The organism is Streptomyces sp. NPDC017448 (assembly GCF_044330565.1).
Taxonomy (GTDB): Bacteria; Actinomycetota; Actinomycetes; order Streptomycetales; family Streptomycetaceae; genus Streptomyces.
Window position 1 is genome coordinate 89727 of record NZ_JBIRLM010000016.1, and the last position, 19391, is coordinate 109117.

Sequence of the window (19391 nt, forward strand, 5' to 3'; positions counted from 1 at the left end):
GCGACAAAGGAAGCACGCGAGGGAAAGAGCGAGGAGACCCCATGAAAGCCGTTCAGTACCGAACCGTCGGCGCCGCCCCCGAGGTGGTCACCGTCCCGGATCCCGAGCCCGGCCCCGGCCAGGTCCTGCTGAAGGTCACCGCCGCCGGCGTCTGCCACTCGGACATCGCCGTGATGAGCTGGCCCGCCGACCAGATCCCCTTCCCGCTGCCCCTGACGCTCGGCCACGAGGGTGTCGGCACGGTCGCCGGGCTCGGCGACGGCGTCGACGCCTTCGAGGTCGGCGACGCCGTGGCGGTGTACGGGCCCTGGGGCTGCGGCACCTGCGTGAACTGCGCCGAGGGCAAGGAGAACTACTGCCTGCGCGCCCAGGAGCTCGGCATCATGCCGCCCGGCCTCGGCGCCCCCGGCGCGATGGCCGAGTACATGATCGTCGACGACCCCCGCCACCTGGCCCCCATCGGTGACCTCGACCCGGTGAAGACGGTGCCCCTCACCGACGCCGGACTGACCCCGTACCACGCCATCGTGCGCTCGCTGACGAAGCTCGTGCCCGGCTCCACCGCCGTCGTCATCGGCGCCGGCGGCCTCGGCCACGTCGCGATCCAGCTGCTGCGCTCCATGACGGCCGCGCGGGTGATCGCCCTCGACGTCAACGAGGAGAAGCTCGACCTGGCCAGGACCGTGGGTGCGCACGAAGCGGTCCTCTCCGACGAGAAGGCGGCCGCGCGCGTCATGGAGCTGACCGGCGGACTCGGCGCCCAGGTGGTCCTCGACTTCGTCGGGGCGCCTCCCACCGTGCGGACCGCCGGAGCCGTCTCCCGCGTGGACGGCGACGTCACCATCGTCGGCCTCGGCGGCGGCGCGCTCCCGGTCGGCTTCGGGGCCCTGCCGTACGGCACCACGGTCTGCGCCCCCTACTGGGGCTCGCGCAAGGAACTGGCCGAGGTCCTCGACCTGGCCCACGCCGGAGCGGTGGACGTCCACGTGGAGACGTACCCCATCGACGAGGCCCCGCTCGCCTACGAGCGCCTGCACGAGGGCAGGATCAACGGCCGGGCCGTCATCCTCCCCCACGGCTGACCCCCCCCGGGTCGCTCCCCGCCCCCGTCCTCGCCCGCGGGGCGGGGGCGGATAATTCCGGGCCCCGCGTGCCGGCCGCCGCTAGACTGGCCGGCATGGGTTCGTACTACTTCCCCTTCTTCCGCTGATCCCCGGCCCGGACGGCCGCAGCGCGCCGCATCGCGCGTCCCACCGAGACGCCCCGATGCCGATCACCCGGTGACGTCCACGTCACCCGTACGCCCGCCGCCGTCCCCTCCGCCGTCCGGCACCCGCGCCCCGCCGCCGCGCCTCCGTGTGCGCTGCCACGGGCCGTAACCAGGGAGAAGGCACCCATGCACCCCCAGCGCGACCGCGCCCAACTGACCCTGAAGGACGTCTCCAAGGCGTACGGGGACCGCTCCGTACTCGACCAGGTGACCCTCACCGTCCGGCCCGGCGAGAAGACCGCCGTCATCGGTGAGAACGGTTCCGGGAAGTCCACCCTGCTCCGCCTGATGGCCGGGGCCGAGGCCCCGGACACCGGGGAGATCACCGTCCGGTTCCCCGGCGGCGTCGGCCACCTCGCCCAGACGCTCGACCTCGGCCCGGCCGACACCGTGCAGGACGTGGTCGACGCGGCCCTCGCCGAACTGCGCGACCTCGAACACCGCATCCGCCGGGCGGAAGCCGGACTCTCGGACCGCGAGCCCGGCGGCCCCGGCCCCACCGACGCGCGACTCGCCGCCTACGGAGACCTCCTCACCGCCTACGAGGACCGCGACGGCTACCGGGCGGACGCCCGCATCGAAGCGGCCCTGCACGGCCTCGGCCTCGCCCACCTCACCCGTGACCGCACGCTCGCCACGCTCTCCGGCGGCGAACAGTCCCGGCTCGCCCTCGCCTGCGTCCTGGCCTCCCGGCCCGAACTGCTGCTGCTCGACGAGCCGACCAACCACCTCGACGCCCCTGCCGTCGCCTGGCTGGAGGACCAGCTGCGGGCGCACCGGGGCACCCTCGTGGCGATCACCCACGACCGGGCGTTCCTGGAGCGCGTCACCTCGGTGGTCCTGGAGGTCGACCGGGACCTCCGCACGGTCACCCGGTACGGGGACGGCTGGGACGGCTACCGCACCGCCAAGGCCGCCGCACGCCGCCGTTGGGCCCGGGAGCACGAGGAGTACCTGGCGGACCTGGCCCGTACCGAGGAGCTGGTCGCGGCGGCCGGGGCGCGGCTCGCGGCCACCGGAGGCGACCCGAAACAGGGCTTCGGCAAACACCGCCGCTCGCACGAGGCCAAGCTGTCCGGCCGGGTCAGGGCGGCCAGGACCCGGCTGGAAGCGCTGCGGCGGTCGCCCGTGCCGCCCCCGCCCCCTCCGCTCGCCTTCACCGGCGGCCGGATTCTCGCCCCGGGGCCCGGTGCGGCGGGCCGGGCGGGCTCCGCCGACGGGGCGAGCCCGGCCGTCCGGGCCGCGAGCGCCACCGCGGCCGGTGCGGCGGACCGCCGCAGGACGCTCGTGGAGCTGGAATCCGTCTCCGTGGGCGATCGCCTGCGCCTCCCCGCCCTGCGCGTGGAGGCGGGCGCCCGCCTCCTGGTGACCGGCGGCAACGGCGCGGGGAAGACCACCCTGCTCCGGGTCCTCGCGGGCGACCTGGCCCCCGACACGGGCACGGTCACCCGGCACGCGCGCATCGGCTACCTCCCGCAGGAGCTGCCCGCGCGCCCCACCCGGCGCACCCTGCTGGCCGCCTTCGCGGCCGGCCGGCCCGGCTTCCCCGACGAGTACACCGACGACCTGCTGGCCCTCGGCCTGTTCCGCCCGCAGGACCTCGACGTGCCGGTGGCGTCCCTCTCCGCCGGCCAGCAACGCAGGCTGGCCCTGGCCCGCCTGGTGACCCGGCCGGCCGATCTGCTGGTGCTGGACGAGCCGACGAACCACATCGCGCTGAGCCTCGTGGAGGAGGTGGAGCAGGCGCTCGACGCGTACCGGGGCGCGGTCGTCGTCGTCTCGCACGACCGCAGCTTCCGGTCCCGCTTCACGGGCGACGTGCTGGAGCTGCGGGCGGGCCGCCCGGTGGACGCGGTCCCGGCCTACGCCTGGGGGGAGGCGGCCCTGCGGCGCACCTGAGTACGCAGCCGGTCGACGAAGACCCGCTGGCCGGCGATCAACCGCTCCGCGGCCTGCTCCGGCGTGCACCAGGCGAACCGGTCCATCTCCGGGAACTCCTGCTGCACGCCGGAGCCCCGCGGCCACTCCATCGTGAACGTCCCCGGCACGACGGACGCCACGTCCAGCTCCGCCTCCAGGGCCCAGACGCTCACCCTCTTGCCGCTGCGTTGGCGGGACTCGCCCAGAGCGATCCACTCGCCGGGCGGGACCGGCACCCCCAGCTCCTCCACGAACTCCCGGCGGGCCGCCTCCTCCGCGCTCTCCTCCGGTCCGTACTCGCCCTTCGGGACCGACCAGGCGGCCGCCTCCCGCCCCGCCCAGAACGGTCCGCCCATGTGCCCGATCAGCACCTCGACGTCCCGCCCGCCCGTCCCCTCCGCGACCCGGAAGAGAAGGAGCCCCGCACTGCGCCTGCTTCTCGCCATGCCGTCAAGTCTGCGGCGGCGGGGCGTGCGGCGCCAGGCACGGGCCGGGGGAGCGCGCCGCAGGCGACCGGCGCGGCCGGGGCCGCAGGATCGGGCGTGCCGGGAGGGGCGCCTTGCGCGCCCCGGGCCGGGCGCCCCGCGTTCAGCAGGGGCTCGTCGGCTTCGGGACGGACACCCCGCACGCCGGGGGACGACGACCTTGCCCGGCCGCCCGGGAAGTACGCATTACGTCTTGCGGTAGCCGTACGCCTCCGACGCCGCGGCCTCCACCGCCGCCAGGTCGCCGCCCGCCGAGGCGGTCACGACGGCGGCCACCGCGCCCTCCACGAAGGGGGCGTCCACGAGCCGGGTGTTCTCGGGCAGCTCGTCGCCCTCGGCCAGCATGGACTTCACCGTGAGGACCGCGCTGCCCAGGTCCACCAGCACCGCGACGCCCGCCCCCCGGTCCACCGAGGCGGCGGCCCGGCCGATCAGTTCCGCGCTCGTCCCGAGCCCGCCGTTCGGCAGCCCGCCGGCCGGGGCCACCGGCGCGGTCACCCCTCCGGCGGCGAGGCCGCGGGCCAGCTCGGCGACCGACTCGGCCACCGGTCCGCTGTGGGAGACCAGCACGATGCCGACCTGCCGCTTCCCGCTCACGCGCCCTCCCCGCCCGCCGCCGCCAGGGCCTCCACCAGCAGTGCCGACGAGGCCGCCCCCGGGTCCTGGTGCCCGACGCTGCGCTCGCCCAGGTAGCTGGCCCGCCCCTTGCGCGCCTGCATCGGCACCGTCGCCTCCGCGCCCGCCCGGGCCGCCTCCGCCGCGCCGTCGAACGAGAGGGCCAGCGCCTCCGCCGCGGGCAGCAGCGCGTCGAGCATCGTCTTGTCCCCGGCCTGGGTCCCGCCCAGCTGCCCCACCGCGGCCACCCCCGCCGCGAACGCCTGCGCGAACTGCTCCCGGCTCACCTCGGCGTCATCCCCCAGCGCCTTGCCCGTACGACGCAGCAGCGTCCCGTAGAGCGGACCGGACGCCCCGCCGACCGTGGAGATGAGCTGCCGCCCGGCCAGGGCCAGTACCGCGCCGGGCGTCTCCGGGGCGTCCTTCTCCAGCACCGTCGTCACCGCCGCGAAGCCGCGCTGGAGGTTGCTGCCGTGGTCGGCGTCCCCGATCGCCGAGTCCAGTTCGGTCAGACGGGCCGCCTCCCGGTCCACGGCCTCCGCGGCGGCGGACATCCAGCGGCGGAAGAAGTCGGTGTCGAGCACAAGATCTCCTGTTCCTCGATCCCGCCGGGGCGCCCCGGCGGTACGGGCTCGGTACGGCCGCTCCGCGCCGCGCACACGGTCACGGAACCCCGTCGGCGGCTCAGCGGCCCCAGCGGAGCGCGGCCGTTTCCACCGGCGCGTCCCACAGCCGCAGCAACTCCTCGTCGACCTGGCACAGCGTCACCGAGCAGCCTGCCATGTCGAGCGACGTCACGTAGTTCCCCACGAGCGTACGAGCCACCGGGACGCCCCGCTCGGACAGGACGCGGTGGACCTCGGCGTTGAAGCCGTACAGCTCCAGCAGCGGCGTCGCCCCCATGCCGTTCACCAGCGCCAGCACCGGGCCGGTGGGGCGCAGGTCCTCCAGGACCGCGTTCACGGCGAAGTCGGCGATCTCCCCGGAGGTCATCACCGGCCGCCGCTCCCGCCCCGGCTCTCCATGGATACCGATGCCCAACTCCAGCTCCCCGGAGGGCAGATCGAAGGTGGGAGTGCCCTTGGCCGGGGTGGTGACGGCGCCGAGGGCCACCCCGAAACTGCGCGAGGCCCCGTTCACCCGGCGCGCGACCGCGGCCACCTGCTCCAGCGGAGCGCCCTCGTCCGCCGCCGCTCCGGCGATCTTCTCGACGAACAGCGTGGCGCCCGTGCCGCGCCGCCCGGCGGTGAACGTGCTGTCGCTCACGGCCACGTCGTCGTCCACCACGACCTGGGCGATCCGGATGCCCTCGTCCTCGGCCAGTTCGGCGGCCATCTCGAAGTTGAGCACGTCGCCGGTGTAGTTCTTGACGACGAACACCACCCCCGCCCCGCTGTCGACGGCCGCGGCCGCCCGCACCATCTGGTCCGGAACCGGGGAGGTGAACACCTCCCCGGGGCAGGCGGCCGACAGCATCCCGGGGCCGACGAACCCGGCGTGCAGCGGCTCGTGCCCCGAACCGCCCCCGGAGACCAGGCCCACCTTCCCCGCCACGGGCGCGTCCCGCCGGACGACGACCCGGTTCTCCACGTCGACGGTCAGCTCGGGATGCGCGGCGGCGATGCCCCGCAACGCATCGGCGACCACGGTCTCGGGAACGTTGATCAACATCTTCACGTGTATCTCCTGGGGAGCGTGGCAGAGAACTCGTCGATCTGTGTTTTCGCTGGTGGGGGCTGGAGGGGCGGGCCTGCGGCCGAGTTTACCGACGGTCCGGCCCGGGGCCGAGGGGGCGGGCGGAAGCTGTGGAGCCGGGAGGTGCCTTCACCATCATGCAGACGCTTCGCAGGTCGCGCAGGCTGAACCCGTCCGTCGGCAGAAGCCCCCGCCCCGCAGGCCGGGCACGGTTCCCGCCCGGTACGCGACGCATGCGGCCGACGGCGCGTCAGCGGTCGGGGGCGCGTCAGCGTGCGTCGGCTTCGAGCACCGCGAGACGCCGTGCCGCGGCGCGAGCCGACCGGGGACGGCCGAAGGCGTGCTTCCACGGATCGTCGTCGATCCGGTCGGCCATCGACGCGACGGTGAAGCTCCGCGCGTGGATACGCCCCTCCTCGACCTCGGCCCAGGCGAGCGGTGCGGCGACCGGCGCCCCGGGGCGGGCGCGTACGGCATAGGGGGCGACCGCGGTCTGGGCGTAGGCGTTGCGTTGGACATCGAGGTAGAGGCGTCCGCCACGCGCCTCCTTGCGAGGCGCGGTGGTGAGCGCGTCGGGGGCGCGGGCGGCCAGGAGGTCGCTGATCCGGCGGGCGAGATCGCGCACCTCGCCGAAGTCCGCCCGGCGGTCCAGCGGTACCACCACGTGCAGACCGCGCGACCCCGTGGTCATCACCGCCGACGGCAGCTCCAGTTCGCCGAGCAGGCCGCGCAGGCCCAGGGCGGCCGTGCGGACGGCGCCGAAGTCGTCGTCGGACGGGTCGAGGTCGAACACCATCCGGTCCGGCCGGTCCGGCCGGTCCGCGCGGGAGAGGAAGCGGTGCGGGGTGACGCACGCCTGTCCGGCGAGGTGGACGAGGGCCGCCGGTTCGTCGCACACCGCGTAGGCGACCGTCCCGTCCGCCTTGGGCAGTTCGACACGGCGGAACCAGTCCGGGAAGTGGTCCGGCACTTCCTTCTGCATGAAGGACGAGCCGTCGATGCCGTCGGGGCAGCGCTCCATCATGAGCGGCCGTCCGCGCAGGTGGGGCACCATCGCACCGGCGACGAGCCGGTAGTACTCCGCCAGGCCGGCTTTGGTGATCCCGTCCGCCGGGAACAGCACCTTGTCCGGCCGGGTGACGACGACGGTGCGACGGCCCACGCGGATGCGCTCGTCCGCGCTCACGGGTTCTCCTCCTCCGGCTCGCCCACCTCCACCTGCTCCAGGGGCCGGGTCGCCGGCCCTTGGAGCACCGCGCCGTCGAGGCCGAACCGGGATCCGTGGCACGGGCACTCCCAGGTCGTCTCCGCCTCGTTGAAGGAGACCAGGCAGCCGAGGTGGGTGCACCGCGCGGAGACGGCCCGCACCGTGCCGTCCTGGCTCCGGTGGACGGCACAGCGCCGCCCCCCGATCCGTACGACCGCCCCGGTGCCCGGCGGAATGGCGTCGACCGCGTCGACCCGCGTCACGCGCAACCGGTCCCCGGCGAAGTGCTTGGCCACCTCGGCCTGCTGCCCCAGGAGCGCGGAGCCCTCGCGCAGCACGCCCGCGATACGCCGCGGGTCGTACAGCTCCGCCCAGGCCGGACGAGCCTCCGAACCGGTGATCAGGGCGGTCAGCAGACGGCCGGCCAGGACACCGCCCGTCATCCCCCAGCCTCCGAAGCCGGTCGCCACGTACGTATGACGGGCCCCGACGTGGAAAGGGCCCACGAGGGGAACCGTGTCGCTGGGATCGTTGTCCTGCGCCGCCCACCGGTAGGCCGTGGGCCCCACCGGGAAGCGTTCGTGCATCCAGGCGTCCAGACGGGCGAAACCCTCCTGCGGATCACCCGTGCCGGGTGTGAAGCTCTCGCCGGTGACGATGAGCAGGCGGCGGCCGTCGTCGAGCGGTGCCGTACGCACCGAACGTTTCCCCTCGTCCTCGGTGATGTACATGCCCTGCGGGGCCTCGTCGGCGGCGATGGGGGCGGCCACCACCAGTTCCCGCCGGGGCGAGAGCCGGGCGAAGAGCAGGGCGCGGTCGAAGACGGGGTAGTGCGTGGCGATGACCACGTCGCGGGCGGTGACCCGCCGACCGTCCTCGGTGGTCAGACGACAGGGCTGCCCCTCCGAGAGCTGGGTGACCCGGGTGTGCTCGTGGACGAGGCCGCCCCGCTCCAGCAGGTCCTCGGCCAGCGCCGCGAGGTATTTGCGCGGGTGGAACTGCGCCTGCCCGTCGAGGCGGACCGCGCCTTCGACCGGGAAGGGCAGCTCCGTCCGGGTGACGTAGGAGACGTCCAGGCCCGCCTCGGCGGCGGCGCGGGCCTCCGCCTCCACGGCCTCCCGCGTCTCCGGCACGGCGGCGTAGGAGTAGGCGCTCACCCGTTCCAGATCGCAGGCGATGCCCACCTCGTCGACGATCGCGGCCAGCCGCTCCACCGCGTCCCGTTGCGACGCGGCGTACAGGCGCGCCGCCGCGGCGCCCCGGGTCCGCCGCAGCCGGTCGTAGACGAGCGAGTGCAGCGCCGAGACCTTCGCGGTGGTGTGGCCGGTGACGCCGGAGGCGAGGCGGTCCGCCTCCAGCACCACGACCTTCCGGCCGGCCCGGGCCAGTTCCCACGCCGTACTCAGCCCGGCGATCCCACCGCCCACCACAGCGACGTCCACGTCGATGTCCTCGGTCAGAGGCGGGTACGGCGGGAAGGGGGCGGTCTCCATCCAGTAGGACTCCGTGGGCCCCGGGAAGGAGCGGGGGAGGGCCATGACGTGTTCTCCCTGCGTAGGTCGCGCGCCGACTAGGTAACGCGCCCGCGCCCACCCTCCGGCTCGCGCCGGACCGGCGGGGCGGACTGCCGCGCCGTCCGCCCCCGCAGCGGTCGCGTGCGCTGCGCCGGGCGATCCGGCTCTCGCCGGGTACCACGGTGGCCGAGCGCCAAACGCCGCGGCCGGACGGCGGGGACCGACGGTGACGGCAGGCCCCGCGCCTGCCGGGCGCCGAGCGGACAGGAGACCCGGACACCGCCGGGGCCCTGCCGGCGCTGCGGAGGTCAGGACCGGTGGTAGATCTTCTTCTCCCGCATCAGCTCCTCCAACTCCGCGTCCGACAGCGGGTGCAGTGTGCCGAGGAGACGGCGCAGTCCGGGTTCGTCGAGGATCTGGCTGGCGACCTCGACCTGTACGTTCCGGTGGCGGCGGGTGAGGGTGACCTCGCGGACGCCGCCGGGGAGCTCGTGGACCGTGACGGTCCCGCCGTGCTCGTCCGCGGTGCAGGTCCGGTCCTCCGCCGGGGGCTCGGGGCACCGGAAGGCGGGCGTGAGCGGCGAACGCACGACGAGCCCCACATAGCCGGACCAGTGCCCCTCCCGGACGGGGTGGTACTCGACGCCGAAGGAGGCGGGGCCCACCTCGGCGCGGGTCACCTCCATGCCCGGCGGCGCGTCCCCCAGATACAGCAGCTCCGCCCTCTCCCGGTACCGGGCGGTCTCCGCCTCGTGCCGACGCTGCTCAGCCTGGTCCGGGCCCACGAAGCCTCCATGGACCACTCCGCCCACCAGGACGGCGAGCGCCCCCAGCCGCACGCCTCGGCTCGGCACGAAGAAGGCCGCGGCGAGGGCGTACACCACGCCGACCAGCGCGAACCGCGTGCCGGCGCCCCCCAGCCCGACCCCCTCGCCGTAGGCGGCCACTCCCGCCAGCACACCGAGCGTGCCGAGGACGAAGACCAGGGCCGCCCAGCCCAGGCGCCGTGCCCCGGAACCACACCAGGGCACCACGGTCCGTGCCGGTAACCCCGCCAGGGCCAGCAGCCCCACCATCAGGGCCGCCCCCGCGGCGAGGACCGGCACCGCCGCACCGGCTCCACCGCCCCAGGCCGCCCCCACCAGTGCGAATCCGAGCGCCGGCCCCACGAGCGCCGTGGTCGCCCAGACCAGGAAGAGGTGCAGTGCCGTAAGCGTCGCTCTACCGGGTTCCATACGGCGGAGCCTCCCAGCCGGTGTCCAGGCCCGCCTGAGTACGCGTACTCAGCACCCGGCCGCACCGGGACCGAGCGGAGCGATCCGTCAACCGGTGCGCACCGCAACGCGGTTCGGCCGCCGGGACGGTCACCGTGGGCACCGCCCAGCGGTGCGCGGAGACGGGGCGGGCGGACCCGGGAGCGGGTCGCAGGCCCCCCTCATCGGAGGTCGCCGCCGGAGAGGCGCCGGCGCTGCCGGGCCCGGTGTCCGCCCGGGCGCCGGGAGCGCCCCTGCCGTGCGACGCCGAACAGGTGAAACCCGGGGGAGAGGCGAGCGGACGCCCCGGGTTGTGCGCCGGCGCGATTTGCATGAACCACGCCCAGGTGGGAAAAGTGACAGTGGAGGTCAGGAAGCGGCCTGCACGAACCCGCTGCCGTCCTCCACCGGTGGGCGGTGAGGTTCCCGCACCACCTGTGATCCACTCCTTTGCGAGTCCTGCTTTCCTCTCTGCCCCGGGGCGGCCCCACGCCCCCGGGCGGCCCGGCCGCGCCCGAAGAGGTTCACGGCGCCGGTCCCCCCTGTCCCTCCGCTCCCCGCCGGCCCCGTCGGCGCTCCGTTGCGAGAGAAAGGCCGAGTGCGATGCTGTTGGCCCACCCCGCGGTACTCGAAGAGCTGCTGCGTCGTTACGACGAACTGACGGCCGGACGCGGAGAGGACGCCCAGGAGGTGAACCGGCGCCTGGAAGACGTGAGCTACACCCTGTGCGTGACCACCGGCACCCGGGACATCGCCTCGGCTCTCCTCTCCGCCCGCGAGCAACTGCGCCGCCCGGCACCGGAGACGGCGACCGCCGCCCTGTCCTGAACCCCCGCCGCCCCCCCCGCCACCGCCCCGTTCTCCGCCGCGCCCGCCGGCCACCGGCGCGTGCCGGAAGGCGGACGGGCGGCCCCGGCGGCGGAGGGGGATCCCGTGTTACGCGTCGGGAAGAGGGGGTACCCCTAGGCGGGACAAACCGACCCTGGACGCGTGCGGAACGAGGATCACATGCAGGTGGGATACAAGCTGTCGGCGGAGGCGTTCGGTCCGGCGGAGCTGGTCAGACAGGCCGTACTCGCCGAGGAGGCGGGCTTCGACTTCGTGGAGATCAGCGACCACTACCACCCCTGGCTCGACAACCAGGGGCACTCCCCCTTCGCCTGGACGGTGCTGGGAGCCATCGCCGCCAAGACGTCGCGGATCGGTCTGGCGACCGGGGTGACCTGCCCCACCGTGCGCTACCACCCCGCGATCATCGCCCAGGCGGCCGCGACGCTCGCCCTGCTCTCGGAAGGCCGCTTCGTCCTGGGCGTCGGTTCGGGGGAGCGGCTCAACGAGCACGTCGTCGGCCCCGGCTTCCCCGACGCGGTCAGCACCCGGCACGCCATGCTCAAGGAGGCCCTGGAGATCATCCGGCTGCTGTGGAGCGGAGGGTACCGGTCCTACGAGGGCAAGCACCTGCGGCTCCACGATGCCCGGGTCTTCGACCTGCCCGACGAGCCGCCCCTGATCGCGGTGGCCGCCAGCGGCCCGAAGTCGGCCCGGATCGCCGCCGAACTGGGCGACGGCCTGTTCGCCACGGAGGACAAGCCGAGCATCGTGCGGCACTACCGCGACGCGGGCGGCAGCGGCCCCCGCTACGCGGAGGTCCCCATGGCCTGGGCGCCCGACGCGCACACCGGCGCACGCGCCGCCCTGGAGACGACGCGCTGGGCGCTGACCGGGTGGAAGGTGATGAGCGAGTTGCCCAACCCGGTCAACTTCGACGCGGCGACCGCCACCGTCCGCGAGGAGGACGTCCTGGGGAAGTTCGCCTGCGGCACGGACCCGGACCGGTACGTCGAAGTGGCCCAACCGTTCGTCGACGCGGGCTACGACCGGCTGGTCATGCAGAACGCGGGGCCCGACCCCGACGGCTTCATCGACTTCTACCGGAGTGAACTCGACGGCCGCATCCGACAGCTGAAGCCGAACAACGGGTGAGCCCGACGGCGGGGACGGCTGAGCCGCGGCAGCGCCCGCCCTGCGGCAGCGCCCGCTCTCCGGCCTCCGGTACGCACCGACCGACGAATCGAGGATGACCATGGCCGCCAGGCACCATCTCATCGACCGCTCGCCCTCCGCTGTGTGGGCGGTCCTCGAAGACGCGCACCTGTACGGCAGATGGGTGGTGGGGACCTCCGAGTCCCGGCCGGAACAGGGCCACTGGCCCGAGGTGGGCTCCTCGCTCGTCTACTGCGTACGGCTGGGGCCCAAGGAGTTCACCGGCCGCACGGTGGTGCGGCGCATCGAGAAGCCGCACACGCTGGAGCTGGAGGCCGAGGCCGGTGCGCTCGGGTCGGCGCGCATCGCGCTGGAAGTCCGGCCGTGGGGGGAGAAGACCCTGGTCACGGTCGACGAACACCCGTTGCGCGGTGTCGGCGGCACGCTCCACAACTTCCTGCTGGACTGGCTGATCCAGATCCGCCACCGTGCCATGCTCGCGCGCCTCACCCGGCTGACCGAGCGCATGACGCCGCCCGGACCGGACGCCGCCGCCCGCCGCCCCGCGGCGGCCGGCTGACCATGGGCCCTCACCGGGAACGGGACGCCCGCCCTGTGCCCGGACTTTTGCCATTGCAACGGAAGGTGAGGCCGTCATGGTCGACGCGGTAGTGATCGGCAGTGGACCGAACGGCCTGGTCGCCGCCAACCTGCTCGCCGACGCCGGCTGGTCGGTGGAGGTGCTGGAGGCCCAGGACGAGCCGGGCGGCGCCGTTCGCAGCGACCGCGGGGTCCACCCCGAGTACGTCAACGACCTGTTCAGCTCGTTCTACCCGCTGGCCGCCGCCTCCCCCGTGCTGGCCGGGCTGGATCTGCACCGGGACGGGCTCCGCTGGAGCCACGCGCCCCAGGTGCTCGCCCATCCGCTGCTCGACGGCAGGTGCGCCGTGCTGGACCGCGACCGGACGGCGACCGCCGCCGGCCTCGACCGCTTCGCCCCCGGCGACGGCGAGGCATGGCTGGACCTCTGCCACATCTGGGACCGGCTGGGCGACGGAATCGTCGACGCCCTCTTCGCGCCCTTTCCGCCCGTCCGGGCCGGTGCCGTACTGGCGGCGCGGCTCCGGGCGGCGGGCGGGTTGCGGCTGGCCCGCAGCCTCGTCCTCCCGGTCCGCAGACTGGGCGAGGAGGAGTTCGCCGAGGAGGGAGGGCGGCTGCTGCTGGCCGGCAACGCCCTGCACGCCGACCTCGCCCCCGAGGCTGCGGGCAGCGGCGGCTTCGGCTGGCTGATGTCCATGCTGGGGCAGTTCCACGGTTTCCCCGTCCCCGTCGGAGGGGCCGGCGCCCTCACCGCCGCCCTGGTGAGGCGGTTGCAGCGGCGTGGAGGAAGCGTCCGGTGCGGGCAGCGGGTCACCGAGGTCGTCGTCGGCCGGGGCCGCGCCGTAGGCGTCCGTACGGAGACGGGGGAAGGGATTCCCGCCCGCAGGGCCGTACTGGCCGACGTCTCCGCCCCCAGCCTCTACGGATCGCTGGTCGCCGCCGAACACCTGCCCGCCCTGCTCCTGGACGACATGCGGCGCTTCCAGTGGGACTTCGCCACCTTCAAGGTGGACTGGGCGCTGAACGGCCCCGTTCCGTGGAGCAGCCCCGCCGCCGCGTCGGCGGGGACCGTCCACCTCGCGGAGGGGGTCGACGAGCTCAGCCGGTGGGCCTCCCAGATCGCCCGGGGCCTGATCCCCGACCGGCCGTTCCTGCTGTTCGGGCAGATGACCACGGCGGACGCGACCCGGTCGCCCCGGGGCACCGAGTCGGCCTGGGCCTACACCCATGTGCCGCACACCGTGAAGGGCGACGCGGGCGCCGCCGGGCTGACCGGCGGTTGGGACGCGGGGGAGGCGGAACGGATGGCGGACCGGGTCGAGCAGCAGGTGGAGCGGTACGCCCCGGACTTCCGCAGCCGCATCCTGGCCCGGCGGATCCTCGCCCCGACGACCTTCCAGAGCGCGGACGCCAATCTGTGCAACGGGGCCATCAACGGCGGTACGGCCGCGATGCACCAGCAACTGGTCTTCCGGCCGGTGCCGGGGACGGGCCGCCCCGAGACGCCCGTCAAGGGGCTGTACCTGGCCTCCGCCTCGGCCCACCCCGGGGGCGGGGTGCACGGGGCCCCGGGGGCCAACGCCGCTCGGGCCGCCCTCCGCTCCACGCGGGCGACCACCACCGCGCTGTCCGCCGCCCAGCGGCTGCTGGCCCGGCGGGACCGGGTCGGCGAGACCGCCCGCCTACGGGGCGAGCGGCCGTGACCGTACGCCGCCACCGGCCGTGAGTCCGGGGCGCGGCCGGGCCACGGGCCGCCTACCGGTCGGGCGGGGAAGAATCCCGGGAGGCCCGGAAGGAGTGCCAGTCGGCCCGGCCTCCGGCGCCCAGCACCTCGACGGGGGAGGACAGTTCGTCGCTGGAGTGGGCCCGTAGTTCGCGGCGGGCGGCCCACGCCACGAGGGCGGGGAAGACCGGGCGCAGCGGCTGGCACCAGCGGAGCCACGGCGGTGCGTAGATCTGCGGGGCGCGGCGGGTGATGCCCCGCGTGAGCCACTGGGCGACCTGACCGGAGGAGTGGACGCGGCGGGCGGGGCGGGGCTGGTTGCGGCGCAGGGCCGCGAGGACGGGGTGGTCGTCGATGCCGGTGAGCATGTCGGTCCCGGTCCAGTGGAGGTAGGCGACGCCGACCTGGACCCCGTCCGGTTCGACCTCGCCGCGCAGGGCGAGCGCGAAGGACTCCACCCCGGCCTTGGACGCGCAGTAGGCGCTCATCATGGGGGCCGCCCCGAACGCGGCGGTGGAGGCGATCTGGAGGAAGTAGCCGCGTGTGGCGGTCAGGTGGGGCAGGAAGGCGCGGGCGGTGTCGGCGGACCCGGTGAGGTTGACGTCGATGACGCGTTGCCAGAGATCGGCGTCCGTACGGTCGAACGGGCCGCTCACCGCGATGCCCGCGTTCGCCACGACCACCGAGGCGGGCCCGAGGCCGGCTTCCACCGACCGTGCGGCCTCCGCCAGCGCCGCACGGTCGGTGACGTCGCACTCGACGCAGAGGGTCGGGCCGGGGAGCGCCTCTGCGGCCTCCCGCAGGGTCGCCCGCTCCCGCCCCAGCAGTGCGACCCGCATCCCGGCCTCGGAGAGGCTCCGGGCGAGCGCCTCGCCGATGCCGCGAGCGGCGCCGGTGACGACCGCGACCCGCCCCTCCAGCGGGCGGGCGGGTCCAGGGGGGATCCGGCGGAGGCCGCGCACGTCCGGGATGTCGGGCATCGTCTCTCCTTGCTCCCTCGTCGGCCTCTCGGCCGGGACGCCGTCGGGTCGGCGGCTTCCCGTACCACCGTCGGGCCGGGGACAGGCCACCGCAACCGGACTTCTCGGGCCCCGGAGGCCGGCATGTTTGATCCGGAGGCGGGCGGTCAGGAGGGGGGAGACCGCGAAGCCGAACACAGCAAGGTGCGTGAATGCCATGGGTGCCGATCAGAAGGCTCAGGCCAAGACCGACCAGGCCAAGGGCAAGGTCAAGGAAGCGGCGGGACGCACCGTCGGCAACGAGCGTCTGGTCGCGGAGGGCCGTGCCGACCAGACCAAGGGCGACGCCCGCCAGGCCAAGGAGAAGGCCAAGGACGCCCTCAAGGACTGAGGCCGTCCGAGCAGCGCCGTCCGGCCCCGCGGAGCACGGCTCCGACGGGGCCGGACGGCGTCCGTGCGCAGGCGGGGCCCGACGGAGGAGGCCCGGGGGCCGCCGAGGAGGGGCGGGGGTCGGCGCCGCCGGACCGGCACCGACCGCCACGACCCGGTCGACGGGGCCTCGACCGTGGCCGCCGGGGGCGTGTCGGGAGCAGAGGGAACTGTTCGGGGGCGATCACGGCTCCGGCCGCTCGGCGGGGAGCAACGCTCCGGCAGCCCCGTCACGGCGGCCGTCATCCCCGTTCGGCCCTTACGCGCCTCCGGCCCCTACCGCCCGAGGGGCATCCCCCTCACCGCACGCGAGAAGCGCCTCGGTCCGAGTCGCCCCCGTCGTCCTCGTCGGAATCGTCGTCGTCGTCGGGGATGTGGACATCGAACACGACGATGTTGGTCTCGACGACCTCCAGCCCCGTCATCGATTCCACGGCGTCGGTGACGTTGGACCGGATCCGATCGGCGAGTTCGTGGATCGGGATGCCGTACTCCACCTCGATGTCGACGTCGATCGCGGCCTGCTTCTCGCCCACCTCCACCTTGACGGCGCGGCGTGCGCCGGAGGCGCCGGACCTGCGCCCGGTGACGGTACCGAGCGCCTTGGACGCTCCCCGCCCCACGGAGTGGACGCCGTCGGTCTCGCGGATCGCGATGCCTGCGATGGTGGAGACGACGTTGTCGCTGATGGTCGTCTTTCCGCGGCCGCCGGATCCTCCGGACCGGTCGCCGGTCGCCCTGTTGTCGCCCTGGGTGTCGATGTCGGCCATGTCCGCCTCACAGAGAGTCGTTGCCACGGGCCGCCGATCGGCCCGTTCGGGCCCCTCTCCTCACTCTGCGCCTGCTCGACCGCGTACGCCATTCGAGTGCCGGGCGGGCATGGGTCCTCAGTCGCGGGGCAACAGGGTTCCGAGCGGCCCCAGATCGAGATTGAGGTCCTCGGGACGTACGCCGTGCTGCTCGCAGAGCTCCTTCATCCGCTGGTCGAGCAGCATGAGCGTGGTCCCGATCTCCTCGACCTGTTCGTCGCTCAGACCACCCTGCTCGACCCGGCGGATGGCCTGCCGCTCCATCAGCTGCCGCAGCAGCTCGACCACGGTCAGGACCAGCGCCACCAGGTCCCGCCCCATCCGCTCGGAGTCCAGGTCGACGCGGGAACCCGTCACAGCGGCCCCCCGTCGCTCCACGGCGCCGGTACCCGCTCGTTGACCGACGAGAGCAGCGCGTGCAGCGACAGCCGGACGAGAGGGACGTCGGCGATGGCGATGACCAGGTCGCCGCTGACCACCACCCCCGTCGCCAGGACCCGGTCGAGCAGGTCCACGAGCGGCACACCGAGAGGACCGCTCAAGGGCTCCGGGCTGTCCCAGGGCACCACGTCGTGCGCCATGGTCACACCTCTCCGACGAAGGAGTACGGCACCCAGGGGCCCGACAGCTCGATCTGCGCTCCGGTGCGGTCGCCCAACACCGTGACCAGGCGGCGGACTTCGTCCGCCAGTTCGTCGGCGACGAGGTACGTGGCGTTGAGCACGTGCATCCGGCGGTCGCCAGAGAGCGCCGCCCCGTGCGTGCGCAGCCGTCGGGACGCCGCGGCGAGCCCGCGCAGCTCGGCGTCGACCGCCTCGGCGACGTCCAGCGCTTGTTCCCGGCGCCTCTCCCGCAGCGCCTGGGCGCCCCGCTTGCGGTTCAGATAGGCGAGGCCGGCCCCGGGAGCACGGCCGCCCGTCGCCTCCGGCAGCGGTTCGTCCGGCAGGGGACCGGGCTCCGGGGCCACGGGCCGGTACACCTTGACGCCCCACTCGGCGTGGTGCGCGACGCGCTTGAGCGCGGTGTGGAAGCGGTCCGTCTCCTGCGCCAGGCGGCTGCGGGCCCGGTCGTCGTCGTGGTAAAGCGTGGCGAGCGGAAGGGGGACGACCGGACCGTGCGCGGCCACGTTCGAGACCACCGTGTGGTGTGCCCGTGCGTACCGCTCGATCTGCGTCCGGTCGGACAGCCGCCGCTGCCAGACCTCGTCCGTGAAGTCGGCGGCGGGAACGGTCTGTACCACGGCGGTCAGCAGGCCCGCCCGGAGCAGCCGGACCGCTCCGCCGCCGGGCATGCCGGCCTCATCGCCGAGCTCCAGCGCGCTCGCGGCACGTGTGGCGCGGCAGACGGCGAACACATAGGTGGCCCCGTCGTCCGCATGCGGGGGCGGCACCCGGGGCGCCGAGGGCTGAGTCATCTCCGCTCGCTCTCCTTCTTCCGGCCGGTCCGCTCTTCCGCTTCCGCCCGCCCCTCGTGGTCCGCCGCCCGGGACGTCGGGCCCGTGGACGGCGTTTCGTCCTCGGCGGACGGTTCACGTTCCCGCAGACGCTCCCTCAGCTCACGGTTCTCCTCCTCCAGAGCGTTGCGGGCCGCCCGGGAACTCAACGCGGGGTCGGTCTCCCACCAGTCGATGCCCGCCTTCTTCGCGGTGTCGACCGAGGCGACGAACAGACGGAGCCGAATGGTGAGCAACTCGATGTCGAGAAGATCGATCTTGATGTCCCCGGCGATGACGATGCCCTTGTCCAGGACGCGTTCGAGGATGTCGGCGAGGTTGGAGTTCGGAGGCCCCGGGACGGGCCGGTCGTCCTGCCGGAAGTCGAGGTCCGTCACCGTGAACCCTCCGCGCGACGCCTACGATCGCGGCGGCTCGGGGCGGGAGGCTCCTCCTCGTCCTCTTCCTCATCCTCGTCCTCTTCCTCATCCTCGGACTCGTCCTCGTACTCCTCCGGCTCGTCGTCCTCGTCTTCTTCCGGCTCGTCCTCGCCGTCGTACTCGTCGTCGTCCTCGTACTCGCCGTCGTACTCGTCGTCGTCCTCGTTCTCCTCGTCGTCCTCGTACTCCTCCTCCGGTTCGTCCTCGCCCTCCTCCCGCTCCGCTTCCTCGCGCTCGACGGCCTCCTCGTGGGAGACCACCACCTCCCCGTCACGGATCTCACCGCGCCAGCCTTCCGGCTCCTCCTCGGTGAGGGTCACGTAGCGCTGGAAGTGCTTGAAGTCGAGTCGCATCCGACGCCCCTGGACGCGCCAGAGGTTGCCCGTCTTCTCGAAGAACCCCGAGGGGTAGTACTCCGCCACCAGGATGATCCGGGTCAGCGTGGGCCCGAGTTCGTGGAAGCTGACCGCTCCGTTGACCGTTCCCTTGGCGCCTTCCGAGGACCACACGATCCTGTCGTCCGGCACCTGCTCCAGGACCGTGGCCTTGAAGCTGCGGGAGGAGGGACCGATCTTCACCTTCCAGTCGCTCTCCACCTCGTCGCTCTTGGAGACGTCGCGAACCCCCTTCGCGAAGCTGCTGAACTCCTCGTACTGCGTCCACGCGTCATAGGCCCTGCGCAGCGGCACACCGACATCGAGCACCTCGATGATGTTCATGACCTTGCTGCCGCTGGACTTGCGCTTGCTCCTGCCGCCACCGCCGAAGGTGTCCTTGGCCTTGTCCACCACGGCGTCCTTCGCTCCCTTGGCCTTCTCCGAGACGAAGGCCTTCACCGGGGACTCCCCCTGGAGCACGCGGGAGCCGATGGCGGGCAAGGAGCCGCCGTTCTCCGCGACGTCGTTCAACTGGCCGGTGAGATCGGTGAGTTTGCCACCGGCTCTCTCGGCGAGCCTCTTCACCTGCGCGCCGGCGTACTTCGACAGCTCCTCCTTCAGGCGATCGACCCCCGACTCCTGCGTCTCTTCCGGCTCGTCCCTGTCCGTCTTCACCATGA

At 73.9% G+C, this 19391-nt stretch carries 21 protein-coding genes; 7 read left to right on the top strand and 14 right to left on the bottom strand.

Features of this window, described 5'->3' with window-relative positions; all coding sequences use genetic code 11:
• Window positions 1-41 precede the first annotated feature (41 nt).
• Window positions 42-1082 (top strand): NAD(P)-dependent alcohol dehydrogenase, encoded by a 1041-nt coding sequence (locus tag ACH4K1_RS24235; RefSeq protein ID WP_398091453.1) that lies wholly within the window; start codon window positions 42-44, stop codon window positions 1080-1082.
• Between the two features lie 314 nt (window positions 1083-1396).
• Window positions 1397-3169: an ABC-F family ATP-binding cassette domain-containing protein gene (locus tag ACH4K1_RS24240; RefSeq protein ID WP_398091454.1), complete on the top strand. Its 1773-nt coding sequence runs from the start codon at window positions 1397-1399 to the stop codon at window positions 3167-3169.
• Here the strand turns inward: ACH4K1_RS24240 and ACH4K1_RS24245 are convergent.
• From ACH4K1_RS24245 to ACH4K1_RS24275, 7 genes are all read right to left on the bottom strand, one after another.
• A complete protein-coding gene (locus tag ACH4K1_RS24245; protein WP_398091455.1) occupies window positions 3133-3636 on the bottom strand; it encodes an NUDIX domain-containing protein in 504 nt (167 codons plus the stop codon). The two genes, ACH4K1_RS24240 and ACH4K1_RS24245, sit on opposite strands and share 37 nt — an antisense overlap.
• Before the next feature lie 225 nt (window positions 3637-3861).
• Window positions 3862-4272: a PTS-dependent dihydroxyacetone kinase phosphotransferase subunit DhaM gene (locus ACH4K1_RS24250; protein WP_398091456.1), complete on the bottom strand. Its 411-nt coding sequence runs from the start codon at window positions 4270-4272 to the stop codon at window positions 3862-3864.
• Window positions 4269-4874 (bottom strand): dihydroxyacetone kinase subunit DhaL, encoded by a 606-nt coding sequence (gene dhaL / locus ACH4K1_RS24255; RefSeq protein ID WP_398091457.1) that lies wholly within the window; start codon window positions 4872-4874, stop codon window positions 4269-4271. The genes ACH4K1_RS24250 and dhaL overlap by 4 nt, the downstream gene beginning before the upstream one ends.
• Window positions 4875-4974: 100 nt before the next feature.
• Window positions 4975-5967 (bottom strand): dihydroxyacetone kinase subunit DhaK, encoded by a 993-nt coding sequence (dhaK, locus tag ACH4K1_RS24260; RefSeq protein WP_398091458.1) that lies wholly within the window; start codon window positions 5965-5967, stop codon window positions 4975-4977.
• 286 nt (window positions 5968-6253) lie between these two features.
• Window positions 6254-7171 carry a non-homologous end-joining DNA ligase gene (ligD, locus tag ACH4K1_RS24265; RefSeq protein ID WP_398091460.1) on the bottom strand — a complete coding sequence of 306 codons (918 nt, stop codon included), beginning with the start codon at window positions 7169-7171 and terminating at the stop codon, window positions 6254-6256.
• Window positions 7168-8730: an FAD-dependent oxidoreductase gene (locus tag ACH4K1_RS24270; protein ID WP_398091461.1), complete on the bottom strand. Its 1563-nt coding sequence runs from the start codon at window positions 8728-8730 to the stop codon at window positions 7168-7170. Before ACH4K1_RS24270 ends, ligD begins: the two co-directional genes overlap by 4 nt.
• A gap of 284 nt (window positions 8731-9014) precedes the next feature.
• The gene (locus ACH4K1_RS24275) at window positions 9015-9941 is read right to left on the bottom strand and encodes a hypothetical protein (protein WP_398091463.1); all 927 of its coding nucleotides are present in this window, start codon (window positions 9939-9941) and stop codon (window positions 9015-9017) included.
• A gap of 621 nt (window positions 9942-10562) precedes the next feature.
• Here ACH4K1_RS24275 and ACH4K1_RS24280 point away from each other — a divergent pair.
• The 4 genes from ACH4K1_RS24280 (at window position 10563) to ACH4K1_RS24295 (ending at window position 14245) form a co-directional block, all read left to right on the top strand.
• Window positions 10563-10787 (top strand): DUF5133 domain-containing protein, encoded by a 225-nt coding sequence (locus ACH4K1_RS24280; protein WP_398091464.1) that lies wholly within the window; start codon window positions 10563-10565, stop codon window positions 10785-10787.
• A gap of 180 nt (window positions 10788-10967) precedes the next feature.
• Window positions 10968-11942: a TIGR03557 family F420-dependent LLM class oxidoreductase gene (locus tag ACH4K1_RS24285; RefSeq protein WP_398091546.1), complete on the top strand. Its 975-nt coding sequence runs from the start codon at window positions 10968-10970 to the stop codon at window positions 11940-11942.
• Between the two features lie 100 nt (window positions 11943-12042).
• Entirely contained in the window at window positions 12043-12522 is a 480-nt protein-coding gene (locus ACH4K1_RS24290; RefSeq protein ID WP_398091465.1) for an SRPBCC family protein, read from the top strand.
• Between the two features lie 76 nt (window positions 12523-12598).
• Entirely contained in the window at window positions 12599-14245 is a 1647-nt protein-coding gene (locus tag ACH4K1_RS24295; protein ID WP_398091466.1) for a phytoene desaturase family protein, read from the top strand.
• Between the two features lie 52 nt (window positions 14246-14297).
• Here the strand turns inward: ACH4K1_RS24295 and ACH4K1_RS24300 are convergent, their stop codons facing one another.
• Window positions 14298-15245 carry an SDR family oxidoreductase gene (locus tag ACH4K1_RS24300; protein ID WP_398091467.1) on the bottom strand — a complete coding sequence of 316 codons (948 nt, stop codon included), beginning with the start codon at window positions 15243-15245 and terminating at the stop codon, window positions 14298-14300.
• 196 nt (window positions 15246-15441) lie between these two features.
• Here ACH4K1_RS24300 and ACH4K1_RS24305 point away from each other — a divergent pair, with 196 nt between their 5' ends.
• Window positions 15442-15615: a CsbD family protein gene (locus tag ACH4K1_RS24305; RefSeq protein WP_228992168.1), complete on the top strand. Its 174-nt coding sequence runs from the start codon at window positions 15442-15444 to the stop codon at window positions 15613-15615.
• A gap of 337 nt (window positions 15616-15952) precedes the next feature.
• On the opposite strand, the gene ACH4K1_RS24310 is transcribed toward ACH4K1_RS24305, so the two are convergent.
• The 6 genes from ACH4K1_RS24310 to ACH4K1_RS24335 form a co-directional block, all read right to left on the bottom strand.
• Window positions 15953-16423 (bottom strand): Asp23/Gls24 family envelope stress response protein, encoded by a 471-nt coding sequence (locus ACH4K1_RS24310; RefSeq protein WP_398091468.1) that lies wholly within the window; start codon window positions 16421-16423, stop codon window positions 15953-15955.
• Window positions 16424-16540: 117 nt separating this feature from the next.
• Window positions 16541-16819: a gas vesicle protein K gene (locus ACH4K1_RS24315; protein WP_228992170.1), complete on the bottom strand. Its 279-nt coding sequence runs from the start codon at window positions 16817-16819 to the stop codon at window positions 16541-16543.
• Window positions 16816-17043, bottom strand: a complete 228-nt coding sequence (locus ACH4K1_RS24320) for a gas vesicle protein (protein ID WP_228992171.1) — start codon at window positions 17041-17043, stop codon at window positions 16816-16818. The genes ACH4K1_RS24315 and ACH4K1_RS24320 overlap by 4 nt, the downstream gene beginning before the upstream one ends.
• A 2-nt stretch (window positions 17044-17045) precedes the next feature.
• A complete protein-coding gene (locus ACH4K1_RS24325) occupies window positions 17046-17876 on the bottom strand; it encodes a GvpL/GvpF family gas vesicle protein (RefSeq protein ID WP_398091469.1) in 831 nt (276 codons plus the stop codon).
• Window positions 17873-18292, bottom strand: coding sequence for a gas vesicle protein (locus tag ACH4K1_RS24330; RefSeq protein WP_398091471.1), 420 nt, complete (start codon window positions 18290-18292; stop codon window positions 17873-17875). The genes ACH4K1_RS24325 and ACH4K1_RS24330 overlap by 4 nt, the downstream gene beginning before the upstream one ends.
• Entirely contained in the window at window positions 18289-19389 is a 1101-nt protein-coding gene (locus tag ACH4K1_RS24335) for an SRPBCC family protein (protein WP_398091472.1), read from the bottom strand. The genes ACH4K1_RS24330 and ACH4K1_RS24335 overlap by 4 nt, the downstream gene beginning before the upstream one ends.
• Between the last annotated feature and the right edge of the window lie 2 nt (window positions 19390-19391).

Excerpts from the sequence above, each read along its gene's own strand:
- ACH4K1_RS24235 (WP_398091453.1), top strand. The coding sequence starts at position 42 with ATGAAAGCCGTTCAGTACCGAACCGTCGGCGCCGCCCCCGAGGTGGTC.
- ACH4K1_RS24240 (WP_398091454.1), top strand. The coding sequence starts at position 1,397 with ATGCACCCCCAGCGCGACCGCGCCCAACTGACCCTGAAGGACGTCTCC.
- ACH4K1_RS24245 (WP_398091455.1), bottom strand. The coding sequence starts at position 3,636 with ATGGCGAGAAGCAGGCGCAGTGCGGGGCTCCTTCTCTTCCGGGTCGCG.
- ACH4K1_RS24270 (WP_398091461.1), bottom strand. The coding sequence starts at position 8,730 with ATGGCCCTCCCCCGCTCCTTCCCGGGGCCCACGGAGTCCTACTGGATG.
- ACH4K1_RS24275 (WP_398091463.1), bottom strand. The coding sequence starts at position 9,941 with ATGGAACCCGGTAGAGCGACGCTTACGGCACTGCACCTCTTCCTGGTC.
- ACH4K1_RS24280 (WP_398091464.1), top strand. The coding sequence starts at position 10,563 with ATGCTGTTGGCCCACCCCGCGGTACTCGAAGAGCTGCTGCGTCGTTAC.
- ACH4K1_RS24285 (WP_398091546.1), top strand. The coding sequence starts at position 10,968 with ATGCAGGTGGGATACAAGCTGTCGGCGGAGGCGTTCGGTCCGGCGGAG.
- ACH4K1_RS24290 (WP_398091465.1), top strand. The coding sequence starts at position 12,043 with ATGGCCGCCAGGCACCATCTCATCGACCGCTCGCCCTCCGCTGTGTGG.
- ACH4K1_RS24295 (WP_398091466.1), top strand. The coding sequence starts at position 12,599 with ATGGTCGACGCGGTAGTGATCGGCAGTGGACCGAACGGCCTGGTCGCC.
- ACH4K1_RS24300 (WP_398091467.1), bottom strand. The coding sequence starts at position 15,245 with ATGCCCGACATCCCGGACGTGCGCGGCCTCCGCCGGATCCCCCCTGGA.
- ACH4K1_RS24305 (WP_228992168.1), top strand. The coding sequence starts at position 15,442 with ATGGGTGCCGATCAGAAGGCTCAGGCCAAGACCGACCAGGCCAAGGGC.
- ACH4K1_RS24310 (WP_398091468.1), bottom strand. The coding sequence starts at position 16,423 with ATGGCCGACATCGACACCCAGGGCGACAACAGGGCGACCGGCGACCGG.
- ACH4K1_RS24320 (WP_228992171.1), bottom strand. The coding sequence starts at position 17,043 with ATGGCGCACGACGTGGTGCCCTGGGACAGCCCGGAGCCCTTGAGCGGT.
- ACH4K1_RS24325 (WP_398091469.1), bottom strand. The coding sequence starts at position 17,876 with ATGACTCAGCCCTCGGCGCCCCGGGTGCCGCCCCCGCATGCGGACGAC.
- ACH4K1_RS24335 (WP_398091472.1), bottom strand. The coding sequence starts at position 19,389 with ATGGTGAAGACGGACAGGGACGAGCCGGAAGAGACGCAGGAGTCGGGG.